The 18,545-nt window shown below is 65.0% G+C and carries 19 protein-coding genes and 1 tRNA gene; 12 read left to right on the top strand and 8 right to left on the bottom strand.

All coding sequences use genetic code 11. From position 1 onward, the window contains the following. Positions 1-83 precede the first annotated feature (83 nt). Entirely contained in the window at positions 84-1,439 is a 1,356-nt protein-coding gene (locus KHO27_RS05900) for an MFS transporter (protein ID WP_214501349.1), read from the top strand. Continuing rightward, positions 1,432-1,833, top strand: coding sequence for a DUF4440 domain-containing protein (locus KHO27_RS05895; RefSeq protein WP_111532897.1), 402 nt, complete (start codon positions 1,432-1,434; stop codon positions 1,831-1,833). The genes KHO27_RS05900 and KHO27_RS05895 overlap by 8 nt, the downstream gene beginning before the upstream one ends. 54 nt (positions 1,834-1,887) lie before the next feature. Here KHO27_RS05895 and preA read toward each other — a convergent pair whose 3' ends face one another. From preA to hydA, 3 genes are all read right to left on the bottom strand, one after another. After that, entirely contained in the window at positions 1,888-3,162 is a 1,275-nt protein-coding gene (preA, locus tag KHO27_RS05890) for an NAD-dependent dihydropyrimidine dehydrogenase subunit PreA (protein ID WP_110698464.1), read from the bottom strand. Next, on the bottom strand, positions 3,163-4,530 hold the full coding sequence (locus tag KHO27_RS05885; RefSeq protein WP_111532898.1) for an NAD(P)-dependent oxidoreductase: 1,368 nt from the start codon (positions 4,528-4,530) through the stop codon (positions 3,163-3,165). Positions 4,531-4,693: 163 nt separating this feature from the next. After that, entirely contained in the window at positions 4,694-6,133 is a 1,440-nt protein-coding gene (hydA, locus tag KHO27_RS05880) for a dihydropyrimidinase (RefSeq protein WP_110698468.1), read from the bottom strand. A 614-nt stretch (positions 6,134-6,747) separates the two neighbouring features. Here hydA and KHO27_RS05875 point away from each other — a divergent pair. The 7 genes from KHO27_RS05875 (at position 6,748) to csrA (ending at position 13,843) form a co-directional block, all read left to right on the top strand. Further along, positions 6,748-8,238, top strand: coding sequence for an NCS1 family nucleobase:cation symporter-1 (locus KHO27_RS05875; RefSeq protein WP_110699135.1), 1,491 nt, complete (start codon positions 6,748-6,750; stop codon positions 8,236-8,238). A 67-nt stretch (positions 8,239-8,305) separates the two neighbouring features. After that, positions 8,306-9,592 carry a Zn-dependent hydrolase gene (locus KHO27_RS05870; RefSeq protein WP_110698470.1) on the top strand — a complete coding sequence of 429 codons (1,287 nt, stop codon included), beginning with the start codon at positions 8,306-8,308 and terminating at the stop codon, positions 9,590-9,592. A gap of 192 nt (positions 9,593-9,784) precedes the next feature. Beyond that, positions 9,785-10,543: a molybdate ABC transporter substrate-binding protein gene (gene modA, locus KHO27_RS05865; protein ID WP_110698472.1), complete on the top strand. Its 759-nt coding sequence runs from the start codon at positions 9,785-9,787 to the stop codon at positions 10,541-10,543. Then, entirely contained in the window at positions 10,543-11,223 is a 681-nt protein-coding gene (gene modB, locus KHO27_RS05860; protein WP_214501348.1) for a molybdate ABC transporter permease subunit, read from the top strand. The genes modA and modB overlap by 1 nt, the downstream gene beginning before the upstream one ends. Position 11,224: 1 nt before the next feature. Further along, positions 11,225-12,316, top strand: coding sequence for a molybdenum ABC transporter ATP-binding protein (gene modC, locus KHO27_RS05855; RefSeq protein ID WP_110698474.1), 1,092 nt, complete (start codon positions 11,225-11,227; stop codon positions 12,314-12,316). Positions 12,317-12,374: 58 nt separating this feature from the next. Then, positions 12,375-13,397, top strand: coding sequence for a DNA topoisomerase IB (locus KHO27_RS05850; RefSeq protein WP_214501347.1), 1,023 nt, complete (start codon positions 12,375-12,377; stop codon positions 13,395-13,397). 251 nt (positions 13,398-13,648) lie between these two features. Further along, positions 13,649-13,843 carry a carbon storage regulator CsrA gene (gene csrA / locus KHO27_RS05845; RefSeq protein ID WP_023628788.1) on the top strand — a complete coding sequence of 65 codons (195 nt, stop codon included), beginning with the start codon at positions 13,649-13,651 and terminating at the stop codon, positions 13,841-13,843. A 77-nt stretch (positions 13,844-13,920) separates the two neighbouring features. Here csrA and KHO27_RS05840 read toward each other — a convergent pair whose 3' ends face one another. The 4 genes from KHO27_RS05840 to KHO27_RS05825 all read right to left on the bottom strand — a co-directional run bounded on the left by KHO27_RS05840 (position 13,921) and on the right by KHO27_RS05825 (position 17,262). Then, positions 13,921-14,280, bottom strand: coding sequence for a response regulator (locus KHO27_RS05840; RefSeq protein WP_102683311.1), 360 nt, complete (start codon positions 14,278-14,280; stop codon positions 13,921-13,923). A gap of 4 nt (positions 14,281-14,284) precedes the next feature. Continuing rightward, positions 14,285-15,730 (bottom strand): ATPase domain-containing protein, encoded by a 1,446-nt coding sequence (locus KHO27_RS05835; RefSeq protein WP_214501346.1) that lies wholly within the window; start codon positions 15,728-15,730, stop codon positions 14,285-14,287. Between the two features lie 6 nt (positions 15,731-15,736). Next, positions 15,737-16,897, bottom strand: coding sequence for a two-component system sensor histidine kinase NtrB (locus KHO27_RS05830; RefSeq protein WP_110698481.1), 1,161 nt, complete (start codon positions 16,895-16,897; stop codon positions 15,737-15,739). 80 nt (positions 16,898-16,977) lie between these two features. Continuing rightward, positions 16,978-17,262 carry a hypothetical protein gene (locus KHO27_RS05825; protein ID WP_181427687.1) on the bottom strand — a complete coding sequence of 95 codons (285 nt, stop codon included), beginning with the start codon at positions 17,260-17,262 and terminating at the stop codon, positions 16,978-16,980. A gap of 101 nt (positions 17,263-17,363) precedes the next feature. Here KHO27_RS05825 and KHO27_RS05820 point away from each other — a divergent pair, with 101 nt between their 5' ends. The 3 genes from KHO27_RS05820 (at position 17,364) to KHO27_RS05810 (ending at position 18,272) form a co-directional block, all read left to right on the top strand. After that, positions 17,364-17,576, top strand: coding sequence for a hypothetical protein (locus KHO27_RS05820; RefSeq protein WP_110698483.1), 213 nt, complete (start codon positions 17,364-17,366; stop codon positions 17,574-17,576). 92 nt (positions 17,577-17,668) lie between these two features. After that, positions 17,669-17,753 (top strand) — tRNA-Leu (locus tag KHO27_RS05815). A 105-nt stretch (positions 17,754-17,858) separates the two neighbouring features. Next, on the top strand, positions 17,859-18,272 hold the full coding sequence (locus tag KHO27_RS05810; RefSeq protein WP_102683315.1) for a DoxX family protein: 414 nt from the start codon (positions 17,859-17,861) through the stop codon (positions 18,270-18,272). Between the two features lie 15 nt (positions 18,273-18,287). On the opposite strand, the gene KHO27_RS05805 is transcribed toward KHO27_RS05810, so the two are convergent. After that, positions 18,288-18,476 (bottom strand): hypothetical protein, encoded by a 189-nt coding sequence (locus KHO27_RS05805; RefSeq protein ID WP_046857840.1) that lies wholly within the window; start codon positions 18,474-18,476, stop codon positions 18,288-18,290. Positions 18,477-18,545: the final 69 nt, after the last annotated feature.

Here is an 18,545-nt window from a genome sequence, read left to right as displayed (position 1 = left end):
TTCCATCAAACAGAGTTTCAAGGGTAGCGACATCGACAGGGCCAGTCCACGACACCTACTCTGCGCGTCGAAAAGGAGTGGCAATGACGTACCGGTATCGCGTGGCAACGATCTTCCTGATGGGGTTCTTCATCGACTGCATCAACCTGTTCATGCCGACCGTGGCGTTGCCACGGATCGCCGCCGAGTTCGCCATTGGCAACGCCAGCAGCGCCTGGGTCGGCAATGCCTACATGCTCGGGCTGACCCTGGCCGTGCCGGTGAGCACCTGGCTGGCCAATCGCTGGGGCGCGCGGCGGCTGTTGAGCACCGCCATGCTGGCGTTCAGCGTGGCGGTGTGGGGCTGCGGCGAGGCGCAGAGCTTTGCCGCGTTGATTGCCTGGCGCCTGGTTCAGGGCATGGCCGGTGGCTTGCTGATCCCCGTCGGGCAGGCGCTGACCTTCGAACGCTTCAAGGGCCCGGAGCGCGCCCGCGTGTCCACTCTGGTGATGGCGGTGGCGCTGCTGGCGCCGGCGCTGTCACCCACCCTTGGCGGGTTGATCGTCGACCATGGCCGCTGGCCGTGGGTCTTCCACAGCAACATTCCGCTGGCCCTGCTGACGGCGGCGCTGGCCTGGGCCTGGCTTGACCAGGCACCGGCTCCGACAGCGCCACGCCCGGACTTCAAGGGATTGCTGCTGGTCAGCGCCGCCCTCGCCTGCCTGCTGCTGGGCCTGTCGCTGTATGGTGCCGGCCATGGCGCCCTACTGGCCATCGCCTGCCTGCTGGCGGGTGTGTCCTGCGCCTTGCTGTACCGCGCCCATTACCAACGCGCTGCGGCAGGCATCGTCGAGCTGAAGCTGCTCGCCAGCCCCCGCCTGCGAGTCTCGATGCAGGTCTACCATGCGATCCCCGGGGTGTTCACCGGGGTCAACCTGTTGAACATCTTCTATCTGCAGGATGTGCTGCAGCTGAGCGCCCAGGCCACCGGCCTGTTCATGCTGCTCTACGCCGCCGGGGCCTTCGCCGCCATGTTGCTGGCCGGCCGCCTGTACAACCGCGTCGGTGCCGCCCGCCTGTTGCTGCTCGGCATGCTCCTGCACAGCCTGGGTATCTGCCTGCTGGTCATGGTCGATACCCCGACGGACAACGCCGTACTGATGGCGGCCTACGGCCTCATGGGCATCGGCGGCGGCATCGGTGCCAATACCGCCCAGACCACCGCGCTGCTCGACTTCAGCGGCGAGCGGATGCAGCAGGCCAGCGTGCTGTGGAACCTCAATCGACAGATGGCCTTCAGCGTCGGCGCCGCCTTGCTGCTGATGATCTTCAACCTGTTGCTGGTGGGCCTGAGCACGCCGGACGCCTATCACCTGACCTTCACTCTGGCCGCGCTGCTCGGGCTGGCGCCACTGATGACACTGCACACACTACCCCCGGAGACCCCTCGCCATGCCTGACCACGCGATTGCCCGCGCCGAGCGCAGCATTCATCACGTTCATGAGCTGATCCACAGCATCTTCACCCGCCCAGCGGCCGAGACCCAGGCAGTGCTCGGCGGACTGATGGCGGTGTTCGCCGATGATTTCAGCATGGTCGGCACGGCGGGCACGGTGGTGACCCGCGCACAGGTGGAGCAACTGTTCAGCCGGGCGGCCGGCGCACGGCCAGGGCTGGAGATCGTCGTCAGCGACGTCCAGGTGGTATGGCAGGCCGGGGTGAACGTAGCAGTGCGCTACAAGGAAACCCATCGGTTGCAGGGTGTGGTGCAGGCACGCTGGTCGCTGGCATTGCTGGAGTGCAGCAACCACGGCGTGGTGTGGCACTGCCTGCACGAGACCGCAATCAGCTAGCGCGGAGCTCGAGCAGGCATCACCGCTGCCGAGGCGTGTTTATCGACCGCCTCCTCAACCCGCCTCACGATAGGGATTGCGCGGATCCTGCGTCCAGTTCATGTACGGCTTGCCGGTGTCCTGCGCCTGCATGTCGATGCAACCTTCCACCGGGCAGGTGATCTGGCACAGGTTGCAACCCACGCACTCGGCCTCGATCACACTGTAGGCGTGGGTGCCGTCGGCCTTCAGGGTGCTGGCGATGGCCTGGTGCGAGGTGTCCTCGCAGGCGATGTGGCAGCGCCCGCAGCCGATGCAGGCGTCCTGGTCGATCTGCGCCACCGACTTGTAGTTGATATCCAGGTACTTCCAGTCAGTGGTATGCCCCACGGCCTGGCCACGAAACGCCTCGAGGCTGCGGTGGCCGTGCTGGTCCATCCAGCGCGCCAGGCCGTCCTGCATGTCTTCGACGATGCGAAAGCCATGCAGCATCGCTGCGGTGCACACCTGCACCGCGCCACTGCCCAGGGCGATGAACTCGGCGGCGTCGCGCCAGGTGCCGATACCGCCAATGCCACAGATCGGCAGGCCACGGGTCTCGGGGTCGCGGGCGATCTCGGCGACCATGTTCAGGGCGATCGGCTTGACCGCCGACCCGCAGTAGCCGCCATGGGTGCTCTGGTCGCCGACGATGGGGTGGGCGACCATGCGGTCCAGGTCGACACTGGTGATCGAGTTGATAGTGTTGATCAGCGACACCGCGTCCGCCCCGCCCCGGTGCGCGGCGCGCGCCGACTGGCGGATGTCGGTGATATTGGGGGTGAGCTTGACGATCACCGGCAGCGTGCAATGGGTTTTGCACCAGCGGGTGACCATTTCCACATACTCGGGCACCTGGCCGACGGCGGCGCCCATGCCGCGCTCGGGCATGCCGTGGGGGCAGCCGAAGTTGAGTTCGATGCCGTCGGCACCGGTGGCTTCCACCAGCGGCAGGATGAACTTCCAGGATTCTTCGAGGCACGGCACCATCAGCGACACGATCAGCGCACGGTCGGGCCAGTCCTTCTTCACCTGGGTGATCTCGCGCAGGTTGATCTCCAGTGAGCGGTCGGTGATCAGCTCGATGTTGTTGATGCCCTGCACCTGGCGGTTGGCGCCGTAATGCGCCGAGTAGCGCGACGACACGTTGACCGCCGCCGGGTCCTCGCCCAGGGTCTTCCACACCACCCCGCCCCAGCCGGCCTCGAAGGCGCGGATTACGTTGTAGGCCTTGTCGGTGGGGGGCGCGGAAGCCAACCAGAATGGATTGGGTGCCTTGATGCCGGCGAATACGATGGACAGGTCGGCCATTTACGCAGCCTCCACGTTGAGCATGAGTTGGGCATGGATGGCTTCGGCGGCCAGCTTGCCATGTTGCACGGCCTGGACGGTGAGGTCCTGGCCCAGCGCGGTACAGTCGCCGCCGGCGTAGATGCCGGGGATGGAGGTACGCATGTGCGCGTCCACCTGTATGCGCTCGCCGTCGCGGGCCAGTTGCGCCGCCAGCGGATCGCCGAGGCTTTGCTCATCGAAGCGCTGGCCGATGGCCTTGAAGATCGCGTCGGCAGCCAGCTCGAAGGTTTCACCGGTATCGCCCAGGCGTCCGTCGATCAATTGCGTGCGCGCGAAGCGCATGCCACGCACGCGCCCGGCATCATCCAGCAGCACGGCATCGGGCCGGGCCCAGGTGTGCAGGCGCACCTGATTGTGCTTGGCAATTTCCTGCTCATGGCCGGTGGCGCCCATGTCGGCTTCGCCGCGGCGGTACACCAGGTTGACGTCGCGGGCGCCCAGCCGGCTCATCTGCACGGCCATGTCGATGGCGGTGTTGCCGGCGCCGAGCACCAGGCAGCGGTCAGCCAACGGCAGCTGGGTGAGGTCGTCAGCCTGGCGCAGCTCACGGATATAGTCGGTGGCGGCAAGCAGGCCCGGCGCGTCTTCGTCCGCCAGGCCCAGCTGGCGCACGGCCCCCAGGCCCAGGCCGAGGAACACCGCGTCGTACTGGCCATGCAGCTCGGCCAACGACAGGTTGCCGCCCAGGCGCTGGCCATGGCGGATCTCGATTCCGCCGATGCCCAGCAGGAATTCCACTTCGCGCTGGGCGTAGTCGTCCACCAGCTTGTAGCGGGCGATGCCGTATTCGTTGAGACCACCGGCCTTCTCCCGCGCCTCGAAGATCACCACGTCGTGGCCGTGCATGGCCAGCCGGTGCGCGCACGACAATCCGGCGGGGCCGGCGCCGACCACGGCGATGCGCTTGCCACTGGCCGGTGAGCGCTGGAACGGATGCTCGGTGAAGTCGGCGTGGTCCAGGGCGTAGCGCTGCAATTGGCCGATCAGTACCGGGGCGCACTCCTGGGCGTTGTTGCGCACGCAGGCTTGCTGGCAAAGGATCTCCGTGGGGCAAACCCGGGCGCAGCTGCCGCCAAGGATGTTGGCCGAGAGAATGCGTTCGGCGGCGCCCTGCAGGTTCTCGTCGCTGATGCGGTGGATGAACGAGGGGATGTCGATCTCGCTGGGGCACGCATTGACGCACGGCGCGTCGTAGCAGTACAGGCAGCGCGCGCTCTCGACAGCGGCCTGCCGGGCGGTGAGCGGGGGCGCGAGGTCGCTGAAGGCCTCGGCCAGCTGGTCGGCGCCGGCGCGGGGGCGCGGCAAGTGGTTCAGGGCATCGATCACGGTTGTAGCCTCTCGCTTTTTTATGGGTTCAGGCGGCGGTCACTCGCCTGTCCGTTCTGGGGGATGGCAGTCAACAGGAGCATGTGTGTTGTTATCAGGGGAGCGCTTTGCGCCCCTATCGCCGGCTTGCCGGCGATAGGGCTGCGCAGCAGCCCCAGCTGCTTCAGCGCTGAACCGGCTTCGGTTTCTGCCGTTCGGCACGCCGTTCCAGCACCTCGTACACCGAGGGATAGGCCGGGCGCTCCACATAACACCCCGCGCCCGGCTCGGCACGCAGGTCGCCATCGGCCCAGAGCACCTTGCCCCGGCTGATGGTGTGGCTGGGGATGCCGCGCACGGTGCGGCCTTCGAAGATGTTGAAATCGACCCGCTGGTGGTGGGTCTGGGCGCTGATGGTACGGGTGCCCTGCGGGTCCCACAGCACCAGGTCGGCATCGGCGCCGACGCGGATCGCGCCTTTGCGCGGGAACAGGTTGAAGATCTTCGCGGTGTTGGTGGAGGTCAGCGCGACGAACTCGTGCATCGACAGGCGCCCGCTGTTCACCCCGGCGTCCCACAGCACCGCCATGCGGTCTTCGATGCCGGCGGTGCCGTTGGGGATCCGGCTGAAGTCGTTGCGGCCCATGGCCTTCTGCTCGGCGCAGAAGCAGCAGTGGTCGGTGGCCGTGGTGTGCAGGTTGCCCGACTGCAGGCCCCCCCATAGCGCCTCCTGGTGCTCGCGCGGGCGGAACGGCGGGCTCATCACGTAGCCGGCGGCGGTGGCCCAGTCCGGATCACGGTAAACGCTGTCGTCGAGCAGCAGATGCCCCGGCAGCACCTCACCGTAAACCGGCTGGCCCTTGGCCCGGGCATAGGTGATCTCGTCCAGCGCCTCGCGGCTGGAGACATGCACCAGATACAGCGGCGTGCCCAGGGTTTCGGCGATGCGGATGGCGCGGCTGGCGGCCTCCCCTTCGACCTGGGATGGACGCGACAGCGGGTGTGCCTCGGGGCCGGTCAGGCCCTGGGCGAGCAACTTTTGCTGCAGGTGATAGACCAGCTCGCCGTTTTCGGCGTGCACCGTGGGTACCGCGCCCAGTTGCAGGCAGCGTTCGAAGCTGGCCACCAGGGTGTCGTCGGCGGCCATGATCGCATTCTTGTAGGCCATGAAGTGCTTGAAGCTGTTCACTCCATGCTGGGCGACCAGTTCACCCATCTCCTCGGCGACCTGCTCGCTCCACCAGGTGATGGCGACGTGGAAGCCATAGTCGCTGGCACTCTTCTGCGCCCAGCCGCGCCAGGTATGGAAAGCCTCGAGCAGCGACTGCTGCGGGTTGGGGATGACGAAGTCGATGATCGAGGTGGTGCCCCCGGCCAGACCCGCGGCAGTGCCGCTGAAGAAGTCCTCGCTGGCCACCGTGCCCATGAACGGCAGCTGCATGTGGGTGTGCGGGTCGATGCCGCCGGGCATCAGGTACTGGCCACTGCCGTCGAGGATCTCACAGTCGGTGGGGGCTTCGAGGTCTTTGCCGATGGCGCGGATCAGGCCATCGGCACACAGGACATCGGCGGGGTAGCTCTCTTCATGGGTAACCACGGTGGCGCCACGGATCAACAGGGACATGCCGTTTTCCTCGCAGGCTGACCGGTCTTCTGGCCGGTTCTTGGAATTGTGTTGGCCGGGCGCTGGAGGTGATTTCATTAATCCTGTCAGGCCTGACAAGAATCGAGGCTAGTATCTGATCGGATATTCATCAAGAAAAAATATATGCAACCATCAAAAACAATAAATAATTGATTTTTAACAATTTATTCGCAAGCTCACCAAAAAGTGACACCCCTTCACCATTTTGACGCACTTGACAGGAAGCCAAATTGGTCAAGATTTTCTACGCAAAATCAGGTGTTTGTTTACTGGCTGGATGGCGCAGGCCGCACTGGTGTTTTTCCAGGTTGCACCCGTTTGAACCACGCGGGTGCTGGACCGGCCAGACAGACGGCATGCCCAGGAGCTCCCGCTTCGCCTGCCGCCTTGATGAATGCCTTTGCAGGTCAGTGAGTTACCTCCGGTCGGCGGCGGCCCGCCGGGAAGGCGCGGGCTTTCCCGGCACGTTTGTTGAAAACGCAGGCCACAACCGCCTGGCCGGGCCGGAGGTGCAGTACTGGTGGTGTGTGTACTCCGGCCATCGCGTCAGCCCGATGAGCGACAACTACAAGAAAAAAGACCTGGAGAACCCCATGCAACAGAGCAGATCGCAAGTGGTCGAGCAGCATGGCCTGTACGAGCTCGACGCCGGCAGCGACGTCCTCGACAGCCCCCGCTACAACCACGACATCGCACCGACCAAGGTGCACCAGCGCACCTGGAACAAGTGGCACATCACTGCGTTATGGGTGGGCATGTCCATCTGCGTGCCTACCTACACCCTTGGCGGCGTGCTCACCGCCTACTTCGGCCTGAGCGTGGGCGAGGCGCTGCTGGCGATCCTGCTGGCCAACCTCATCGTGCTTGTCCCGCTGACCCTCAACGCCTTCCCCGGGACCAAATACGGCATCCCGTTCCCGGTGCTGCTGCGCGCCTCGTTCGGTATCTTCGGCTCCAACGTGCCGTGCCTGATCCGCGCCGTGGTGGCCTGCGGCTGGTTCGGTATCCAGACGATGTTCGGCGGTCTGGCCATCCACCTGTTCCTGGGTTCATTGTTCCCCGAGTGGAAGGCACTGGGTGGATCCGGCGAGGTGATCGGCTTCATGCTGTTCTGGTCGCTGAACCTGTGGGTGGTGCTGCGCGGCGCCGAGTCGATCAAATGGCTGGAGACGCTGTCGGCGCCGTTGCTGGTGGCGGTCGGTGTCGGCCTGTTGTTCTGGGCGCTGCCGTACATGTCGATGAGCGAGTTGCTGGCGCAGCCGCCCAAACGCCCCGAGGGCGCCAGCGTGGTCGGCTACTTCTGCGCCGGGCTCACCGCCATGGTCGGTTTCTGGGCCACGCTGTCGCTGAACATCCCCGATTTCAGCCGTTACGCGAAAAGCCAGAAGGACCAGATTCTCGGGCAGATCTTCGGCCTGCCGCTGACCATGTTCCTGTTCGCTTCGCTGGGCGTGATCATGACCGCTGCCTCCGCCTCGCTGGTGGGCCAGACGGTGTCCGACCCGGTGAGCCTGATCGGCCATATCCAGAGCCCCGGCTGGGTGGCCCTGGCCATGGCGCTGATCATCGTCGCAACGCTGTCGACCAACACCGCGGCCAACATCGTCTCGCCCACCAACGACTTCCAGAACATCGCCCCGCGCCTGATCGGGCGCAGCCGTGCCGTCTGGCTGACCGGCTTCATCGGCCTGGCGCTGATGGGCCACGAGCTGCTCAAGAAGCTCGGCTGGATCGTCTCCGACCTGAGCCTGGAGAGCGTGTACTCCAACTGGCTGCTGGGCTATTCCAGCCTGCTAGGGCCAATCGCCGGGATCATGGTGGTGGACTACTTCCTGGTCCGCCGCCAGCAACTGGACCTCGTCGGACTGTACCGCGACGACGTGTACCCGGCATGGAACTGGGCCGGGTTCATCGCCTTCGGCGTGCCGGTGGCGCTGACTGTGATAGCCATCGGCAACAGCAGTTTCAGCTGGTTCTACGACTACGGCTGGTTCACCGGTTCGCTGCTCGGCGGCGGGCTCTACTACGCCCTCGGCGGCATCGCGGTGCGCGGCCCGGCGCGGCTGGCCAAACCGATGCCCTGATGCGCCGCATCGCGGGGCAAGCCCGCTCCCACGTGATGGTAAAAATAACAGCCTGAGGAGACACCCCATGACCACCCCCGCCAAGGAAATCCTGCAATCCAGCCAACGCCACATCGACAGTAACCGCCTGTGGCAATCGCTGATGGACCTGGCCCGCCTCGGCGCCACGCCAAAGGGCGGCGTATGCCGCCTGGCGCTGACCGATCTCGATCGCCAGGCTCGCGATCTGTTCGTGCAGTGGTGCGAAGCAGCCGGTTGCACGGTGAGCATTGACGCCGTAGGCAACATCTTCGCACGCCGCCCAGGGCGCAACGCCAAGCTGCCACCCGTGATGACCGGCAGCCATATCGACACCCAGCCCACCGGCGGCAAGTTCGATGGCTGCTTCGGCGTGATGGCCGGGCTGGAGGTGATCCGCACCCTCAATGATCTCGGGGTGGAAACCGAAGCGCCGCTGGAGGTGGTGGTGTGGACCAACGAGGAAGGCTCACGCTTCGCCCCGTGCATGATGGGTTCGGGGGTGTTCGCCAACAAGTTCACCCTCGAGCACACCCTGGCCAAGCGCGATGCCCAGGGCGTGAGCGTCGGCGAGGCATTGAACGCCATCGGCTACGCCGGCAGCCGCGCCGTGTCCGGCCACCCGGTCGGCGCCTACTTCGAGGCGCATATCGAGCAGGGCCCGATCCTCGAGGACCAGCACAAGACCATCGGCGTGGTGCTCGGTGCCCTCGGCCAGAAGTGGTTCGACCTGACCCTGCGCGGCGTCGAGGCCCACGCCGGCCCCACCCCGATGCACCTGCGCAAGGACGCCCTGGTCGGTGCCGCCGCCGTGGTCGAGGCGGTCAACCGCACCGCCCTCGCCCACCAGCCACATGCCTGCGGCACCGTCGGTTGCCTGCAGGCCTACCCCGGCTCGCGCAACGTGATCCCCGGCGAAGTGCGCATGACCCTGGACTTCCGTCACCTGGAAGGCCAGCGACTGGAGTCGATGATCGCCGAGGTGCGCCAGGTGATCGAGGCCACCACGGCCAAGCATGGGCTGGAATACGACCTGGTGCCCACCGCCGACTTCCCGGCCTTGTACTTCGACAAAGGCTGCGTCGAGGCGGTACGTGATTCGGCACGCAACCTGGGCCTGGCGCACATGGACATCGTCAGCGGCGCCGGGCACGACGCAATCTTCCTCGCCGAGCTGGGCCCGGCCGGGATGATCTTCGTGCCGTGCGAGGGCGGGATCAGTCACAACGAAATCGAGAACGCCGCCCCCGAGGACCTCGCGGCCGGCTGCGCGGTGCTGCTGCGGGCGATGCTGGCGGCGTCGGAGGCGATTGCCAGCGGGCGGTTGGCGGCGTAGCGATGATCTGCGGGAAACCGCCCAGCCCTTGGGCTGGGCAAGCATCACCTGCGTGGGAGCGGCCGGGCGCCGCTGCCACGCAGCTCCACAACAAGGCCACCACCGACGGCAAATCACACCAACCCCTTCCCGACAGACGGCTTATCGCTATATATTCCGCACCATAACGATAATCCCTCAGGAGCCGTCTTCATGCGTATTCGCTTGCCTTATCTGGCCGCCAGCACCCTCGCCAGCCTGATCTGCCTCAACAGTGCCTGGGCCGATGAAGTCCAGGTCGCTGTCGCGGCCAACTTCACAGCGCCCATCCAGGCCATCGCCAAGGATTTCGAGAAGGACACCGGCCACAAGCTGGTCGCTGCCTACGGCGCCACCGGCCAGTTCTACGCACAGATCAAGAACGGCGCGCCATTCGAAGTGTTCCTCGCCGCCGACGACAGCACTCCGGCCAAGCTGGAACAGGAAAAGGAAATCGTTGCAGGCTCGCGCTTCACCTATGCCATCGGCACCCTGGCGCTGTGGTCGGCCAAGCCAGGCTATGTCGACGCCAAGGGTGATGTGCTGAAGAAGAACGAGTACAAGCACCTGTCCATCGCCAATCCCAAGGCCGCGCCCTATGGCCTGGCCGCCACCCAGGTGCTGGACAAGCTGAAGCTGACCGAAGCCACCAAGGCGAAGATCGTCGAGGGCCAGAACATCACCCAAGCCTTCCAGTTCGTTTCCACCGGCAACGCCGAGCTGGGCTTCGTCGCGCTGTCGCAGATCTACAAGGATGGCAAGGTCAGCGAAGGCTCCGCCTGGATCGTGCCCGCCGAGCTGCATGACCCGATCCGCCAGGATGCGGTGATCCTCAACAAAGGCAAGGACAACCCGGCCGCCAAGGCCCTGGTCGATTACCTCAAGGGCCCGAAAGCCGCCGCGGTGATCAAGTCCTACGGCTATGAGCTCTGATGCCTCTCGACGCCAGTGACCTGGGCGCCATCTGGCTGACCATCAAGCTGGCCAGCCTGACCACCGCCATCCTCCTGGTGCTGGGCACGCCCATCGCCTGGTGGCTGGCGCGCACCCGTTCCTGGCTGCGCGGGCCGATCGGCGCGGTAGTGGCCCTGCCCCTGGTGCTGCCGCCAACGGTAATCGGCTTCTACCTGCTGCTGGCCCTCGGCCCCCATGGCTGGATCGGCCAGGCCATACAGGCTCTGGGCCTGGGCAGCGTGGTGTTCAGCTTCACCGGGCTGGTGATCGGCTCGGTGGTGTACTCGATGCCCTTCGTGGTGCAGCCATTGCAGAACGCCTTCGGCGCTATCGGCCAGCGCCCGCTGGAGGTGGCAGCGACACTGCGCGCCAGCCCCTGGGACACCTTCGTCCACGTGGTGCTGCCCCTGGCTCGCCCCGGTTTCATTACCGCCAGCATCCTCGGCTTCGCCCATACCGTCGGCGAGTTCGGCGTGGTGCTGATGATCGGTGGCAACATTCCCGACAAGACCCGTGTGGTCTCGGTGCAGATCTTCGATCACGTCGAGGCCATGGAATATAGCCAGGCCCACTGGCTGGCCGGGGCCATGCTGGTGTTCTCGTTCCTGGTGCTGCTGATGCTCTATGCCGGCCGCCGTGGCAAGGCAGGCTGGAGCTGAAATGAGCGCATCGATACAGGCGCGCCTGAAACTGGCGCGTGACGATTTCACCCTGGACGTCGACCTTGACCTGCCCGGTCGCGGCATCAGCGCCCTGTTCGGTCACTCTGGCTCAGGCAAGACCTCGTGCCTGCGCTGCCTGGCCGGCCTGGAACGGGCCGCCAGCGCCTACATCGAAATCAATGGCGAGGTGTGGGAAGACAGCGCCCGCGGGCACTTCATCCCCCCGCACCGGCGCCCGGTCGGCTACGTGTTCCAGGAGGCCAGCCTGTTCCCGCACCTGTCGGTGCAAGGCAACCTCGAGTTCGGCTGGCGCCGTATCGCACCGCAGGCCCGCAAGATCAGCCAGGAACAGGCCTGCCAGCTGCTGGGCATCGGCCACCTGCTGGCGCGCAAGCCGGCGACACTGTCCGGCGGCGAGGCACAACGCGTCGGCATCGCCCGAGCCTTGCTCAGCAGCCCGCGACTGTTGCTGATGGACGAGCCACTGGCTGCCCTCGACAGCGCGCGCAAGCGTGAAATCCTCCCGTACCTGGAGCGCCTGCACGACGAGCTGGATATCCCGCTGATCTACGTCAGCCATGCCCAGGACGAAGTGGCGCGCCTGGCCGACCACCTGGTTCTGCTCGAGCAAGGCAAGGCGGTGGCCAGCGGGCCGATCGGCCAGACCCTGGCCCGCCTCGACCTGCCATTGGCCCAGGGCGAGGATGCCGGGGTGGTGCTCGAAGGCGTGGTGGTGGGCCACGACCCGCATTATGAGCTGTTCGACCTGCGCCTGCCCGGCACGGAGGGGCAATTGCTGCGTATCGCCCACCCCGCCTTGCAGGTGGGCAGCAGCCTGCGCCTGAAGGTCCAGGCCCGGGACGTCAGCCTGGCATTGGCCGCCGACGGCGCGTCGAGCATTCTCAACCGCCTGCCGGTGCGGGTCCGCGAATGCCGCCCGGCGGACAACCCGGCCCATGTGCTGGTCAGCCTGGATGCCGCCGGCAGTGCGCTGCTGGCACGCATCACGCGCTATTCGGCGGACCAGCTCGACGTGCGCGCGGGCCAGTTGCTGTGGGCGCAGATCAAGTCGGTGGCACTGTTGGGCTGAGCAATGACGCGGCGGATGCTGTCCATTGCAGCATGAGTGCCCTCGATGGACTGCGCCGATGCCCGACTGCCCGTTGCCTGCTGCCCTGCATTATGTCGATGACAGCCAGCCCGGCCTGACCCGCCGGCGCTGGCGCGACCACTTCCACTATTTCGACGCCGGCAACCAGCGGGTACGCGATAAAGAGACCCTGGCACGCATCGCCGCCCTGGTGATCCCGCCGGCCTACACCGACGTGTGGATCTGCGCCGACCCGCAAGGGCACTTGCAGGCCACCGGGCGCGACGCCCGGGGGCGCAAGCAGTACCGCTACCATACGCAATGGCGCGAGCTGCGCGACCAGCACAAGTACGCACGCATGCTGGCCTTCGCCGAGGTGCTGCCAAAGCTGCGCAAGCAACTGGACACGCACCTGGCCTCCCCCGGGCTGGGCCGGGAGAAGGTCATGGCGCTGGTGATCAGCCTGCTCGACACCACGCTGATCCGCATCGGCAACCGCCAGTACCTGCGCGACAACCGCTCCTACGGGCTGACCACCCTCGACACCCGCCATGTGCAGGTCAAGGGCAGCCGTATCCGCTTCCAGTTCCGCGGCAAACGCGGTGTCGAACACAACGTCACCCTGACCGACCGACGCCTGGCCGGCCTGGTCAAGCGCTGCATGGAACTGCCCGGCCAGGCTTTGTTCCAGTACCTGGACGAACAAGGACAGCGCCATGGCATCGGCTCGACCGAGGTCAACCAGTTCCTCCAGCAGCTGACCGGCGCCGACTTCACCGCCAAGGACTACCGCACCTGGGCCGGCAGCAGCCTGGCACTGAGCCTGCTCAGGCCACAGGCCTGGGAGCCCGACAGCGAGGCGCGCCGGCAGGTCGCCGCCATCGTCCGCCAGGTGGCGACGCGCCTGGGCAACACTCCGGCTGTGTGCCGACGCTGCTACATCCATCCCGCCGTCCTTGAGCACTTCCACCTCGGCCGTCTTTCGGCATTGCCCCGTGTCCGTCCGCGCAAGGGATTGGAAACCGAGGAAGTGGCACTGCTACGTTTCCTGCAGATGCTGGAGCGCCAAGACGATCATTGACGGACACTATTTACTTCATCGAGCAGAGAAATTTCCCATATGGCGCCAAGCACCCTATCCTTGCCACCGAGCACCTTGCCGTGGAGTGGCCTCGCAGCCCTGCCGGCACCTGCAACTAAAGATCGACAACAGAATTTGTCTGTCGGGGAATTACTATCCGCCGAAAGCGTCTTTAATGAGAAGGAAGAGGGACAGGCTCCCACCGCAGAGCACCTGGCTCGGCGGTTTTCTACATCACCAAGGAGAACTACATGCTGATACTCACCCGCAAGGTTGGCGAAAGCATCGTCATCGACGATGACATCAAAGTCACCATTCTGGGCGTCAAGGGGATGCAAGTGAGGATCGGTATCGATGCACCGAAAGATGTTCAGGTGCACCGTGAAGAGATCTACAAGCGGATCCAGGCGGGCAGCCCGGCGCCCGAAAAAAGCAACGACGAGTAACCTGCACGCCAACTGCATCATGCCGCACGGATGCGCCTGATCGATTGCCCGCCCATGCGGGGAGCCTCTCCTGAACCTCAGGTGCCCAGCAATTCGCGCACCGTGGCGATCATCCGGTCCATGTCGAATGGCTTGTCGAACACCGCCGCGAACCTCCCGGGGCAGGCCCGACCCTGGCTGGCCTGGGCGCCGCTCATGAGAATGACCGGCAGGTCCGCCAGTTGCAGCTCTTCACGTATGGCTTGCAGCAGTTCTTCGCCATTGAGCACCGGCATCATGTAGTCGGTGATCACCAGGTCCACGCGCTTTTCCTTCAAAGCCTCCAGGGCCTTGCGCCCGTTGCTCGCCTTTTCAACCAGGTAGCCTTCGTCCTCCAGGGCAAAACCGAGGATATCGGCAATCAGGTACTCGTCGTCGACGATCAGGATGCTGTTCATCCCATCAACGATCTCCAGGCGGTGTCGCCGAGCCACTGAGCACGCCACTGGCACCGTCGAACGCCCGCGCCAGGCTGATGCCATGAGGCCCCAGATTCAGCGCCTGCAAAGCAGGGTCGTGGTCGCTGTCACGCACCTTGATCACCGACAGTGCGCGGTGCAGTTGCGCGTCGAGCTCGGCGAAGCGCATCAGTATCAGGTTGTCGACGATGCTCGACAGGTCGGGGGCCGGCGCGGTGATCTCCGCGCCGAAGATGTCACGCATCTCCCAGGTCAGCAGCACCGTCACGCCACGGGCGCGCAGCTCACCGGTCAGTGCGCGGAAAAAGGCGTTGAGGCGGGCAGGCTCCAGCGCCAGGCGGCCGAAGGCTCCAAGGCTGTCGATTACCACGCGCCTGGCACCAAGCGCCTCGACCTGTGCCAACAGCTGGGCGCCGAGTTGATCCAGCAGGCCTTCGGTGGTCGATTGCCAGCTCAGTTGCACGCTGCCTTCACGCTCGAGTGCCTGCAGGTCGAAGCCCAGCGCGCAGGCCTTCAACCGTAACCGCGCAGGCGTCTCGTAGAAACCGAAATGCAGACCCGGAGCAGCCTGGGTAGAAGCGGCCAGGAACGCGATGCCCAACGCTGTCTTGCCAACGCCCGATGGCCCCATCAGCAGGGTCACCGACGCCTCGGCCAACCCGCCACCGAGCATGCCATCGAGGTCGGCAACACCCGTGGCGACCCGGCTCAGGGTTTGCGCTCCTGCCTGGCTGGGGCGACTGTACAGCGACTCCAGGCGCGGGTAGACCTGCAACCCGGCCTCCGTGATCAGGCATTCGTGGCGCCCGGACAACGCGCCACTGCCACGCGTCTTGCGCAACTGGACATGGCGCACCGCCGTGCTGCCGACCAGGTGTTCGCCGAGCTCGATCACGCCATCAACCATGGTGTGCTCGGGGCTGCCTTCATCCAATCGCGCACTGGTCAGCAGCAGCAGCGTACAGCCGGCGAACGCCGCATGCCCCTGCAGTTCAGAGACGAATTTCTTGGTATCGAGGCTGGTTTCCGCCCTGGAGCGGGCGTTGAGCAGCCCGTCGACGATCAGCAAGGTGGCCTGCTGCCGGGCAATTTCCTGGCGCAACAGCCTGACCACCGCGTCCAGGCCCTCCTGCTCCAGGGTGTCGAATGCGCTGACGAACTGAATGGTGTCGCCCACCAGCGCCGGGTCGAAGAAGCTCAGGGTCGACAGGTACTGGAACAGCCGTTCATGGGACTCGCTGAGCAACGTCGCCACCAGTACCCGACCACCTTCACGCACATGGTTGCACGCCAGCTGGTTGGCCAGGATGGTCTTGCCCGAACCGGGATGCCCTTGAACGATATAGGAGGCGCCAACCACCAACCCCCCTTTGAGCAGCGCATCGAGCCCCGCGATGCCCGTGGCCAGTCGCTTTAGTTGCTCTACCATGGCTGTCTATCCGTCGGTCGAAAGCGAATCGGGGCCCGTCCGGGCTGGTAGGTACAGGCTCATGCAGGTGCCCTCGCCAAGCCGGCTGGACACCTCGATCGCACCATTACTCTGCCGGGCGAAACCATAGGCCTGACTCAGGCCAAGGCCAGTGCCCTTGCCGAAGGCCTTGGTGGTGAAGAACGGCTCGAAGATCCGTGGCAGCACCTGCGGGTCAATGCCCTGGCCGTCATCACGTACATCAAAGCGCACGAAGCGCCCGCACAGCCCATCCACTTCGCCGGACAACTGCACGCATTCGACCACCAGACGGATCTGCCCGGTGGCGACAATGGCGTCGCGGGCATTGAACACCAGGTTCAGCAAGACCATCTGCAACTGCCCGGCGTCCACCTCGATCAGCGGCAAGTCAGGCTGTACCTGGGGTAGCAATTCGATTTCCCGGGGCAATGCGTGTTCCGCCAGCCCGCAAATGATATTGATCGCCTCGGCAGGCACGATGCGCGTGATGCTCAGTTGCCGGTGCCGGGCAAAGCTCAAAAGTTGCTGGGTCAGCTGGGTGCCGCGCTGGCCAGCATCGAGGATATGCTCGAGCAAGCGCCTCACACGTGCCGGATCCTGGCTGCTGCTGGCCAGCCGGGCTGAGCTGAGGATGATGGTCAGCAGGTTGTTGAAGTCATGGGCCAGGCCTCCGGTGAGTTGTCCCAGGGCCTCGAGCTTTTGCGCTTGGAACAATTGCGCACGCATGGCATCGAGCTGCTGGGCCGACTCGCGGCGATCGGTGATGTCGCGGGTGACCTTGGCCAGGCCGATGACCTCGCCTTGCGCGTCGCGAATCACATCCAGCGCGGCGAGCGCCCAGAACTGTGTGCCGTCCTTGCGCACGCGCCAGCCTTCGTCCTGCGCCTTGCCTTCTTCCAGTGCCTGGCGCAGCAAGCGTTGCGGGCGGCCGTCGGCACAATCCTGGGCGTTGAAGAACAGCGAGAAATGCCGGCCGATCACCTCATCGGCAACGTAGCCCTTGATCCGCTGCGCGCCAGCGTTCCAGGACACCACATGGCCGGTTGGGTCGAGCATATAGATGGCGTAGTCCACCACCGCCTGGACCAACTGCTCGTAGCGTGCCTCGGGCATCACCGAATGGGTGGGGCGGTCTGTCGAAACCATGTGAGCTCCACAAGCACCGCGAAAGGACATATTGAGCGTAGTCAAAAGTCCAGCATGCACTGCACCTTATGCGACGATCGTCAGCGCTCGCGCTCCACCACGGTCGGCACCAGCCTGCGCGGCATCGCCACCTTGAGCAGCCATACCCCTACCAGCAGGATCAGCGCTGCGCCTGCGAAGGCGAGCAAGCGCCTGGGCTGCGCAGCCTCCTGGTCGAAGCCGAGCATCAGCAGGTAACCACCCAGGCTGATGAAGCCTGCGTAAAGAAACGCTGCCAGCAGGCAGACCAGAAGGAACAACAGGCGCCAGAACAACTTTGGGCGAACACGCCGCGTTGCGTCCGGGCCAGGGAGAAGCGATGACATGGCGACAGGCCTGGTTGGATCCAATGCGCGACAGTGGCGCAATGGCGGCATCCTGTCAATTGAACTATAGTGCCCGCGCCCCGGATCCCACAGGAACCATCATGACCTCCAACCTTCGCATGCAAGGGCTGCAGGACGACCTGATGCGCAGCGCCAGCGAACTCGATGAACTGAGCCAGGCGCTGGACGGCCATGTCCGTTACCTGCGTCATTCGATTCATCAGGCAGATGCGCACACCATGGGCGGGCACGTCGATGACCTGCGCCATAGCGCCTGCGAGATGCGCGATATCGCGCGTGCTATCGAATCCTGAACATTAGGCTGGTTGACGCTTCTATAACAATGGGTTATAAAGCGCGCCTGATTGTCTGGTCCAGGCTGCCCTGCGGCGCGCCAGCCAATCGTGCGAGTGTGGTGGAATTGGTATACACAGCAGACTTAAAATCTGTCGGCGTGAGCCTTGCGGGTTCGAGTCCCGCCACTCGCACCATCTTCTGTCGATGAAGGCGCCCTTGCGGCGCCTTTTTCGTACCCGCCGGAAATCCGCCGCGCAGCTGCTAGAGTGGAACCTGTCCCTGTTCACTGGAGCGCCGCCATGCGCTATAGCCTGCTCGATGGTCAACGCGACTTCATTCTGCTGCTCGCCCGCATCCTGTTGATGATCCTGTTCGTGCTCTCCGGCTGGAGCAAGCTGACCGGGTTCGAAGGCACGGTCGGCTACATGACCTCCCTGGGCGCCCCCGCCCCGATGCTGGCTGCGGCCATCGCCGTGATCATGGAACTGCTGGTCGGCATCCTGTTGATCCTGGGGTTCTACACCCGCCCCCTGGCCTTGCTGTTCGCCCTGTTTGTGCTGGGTACCGCGCTGATCGGGCATCCGTTCTGGAACATGGTCGAACCCGAGCGCAGCGCCAACATGACCCAGTTCCTGAAGAACCTCAGCATCATTGGCGGCTTGCTGCTGCTGGCCGTCAGCGGTGCCGGGCGGTTCTCCCTCGACCGCCGTTGAGCACCCGCGTCGACATCAGTCGTCGCAGTCGTCGTGCCAGGCCGGGTGGTCCTCTTCGTCATCGAAGTCGTCGAGCGACTCTTCGTCCTCCTCGACTTCGTCAAGGGCCCCGTATGCATCCGCCTCGGGGTCGTAGCCCTCGTGGAATTCAGGGTCGAGCAGATGGTCGTGCTCAGGTTCGTGCAGATCGTCTTCGTCGTGCATCACAGGCTCCGGTAACAACGGCAGGCCTATATAGGCGCATCGACGCACAGGGTCAATCCTCATGGCGCT

The sequence above is a fragment of the Pseudomonas sp. RC3H12 genome (assembly GCF_018596375.1).
Classification (GTDB): Bacteria; Pseudomonadota; Gammaproteobacteria; order Pseudomonadales; family Pseudomonadaceae; genus Aquipseudomonas.
Note: the sequence above shows the minus strand (reverse complement) of the source record. Positions and strands in the feature narration are given on the sequence as shown.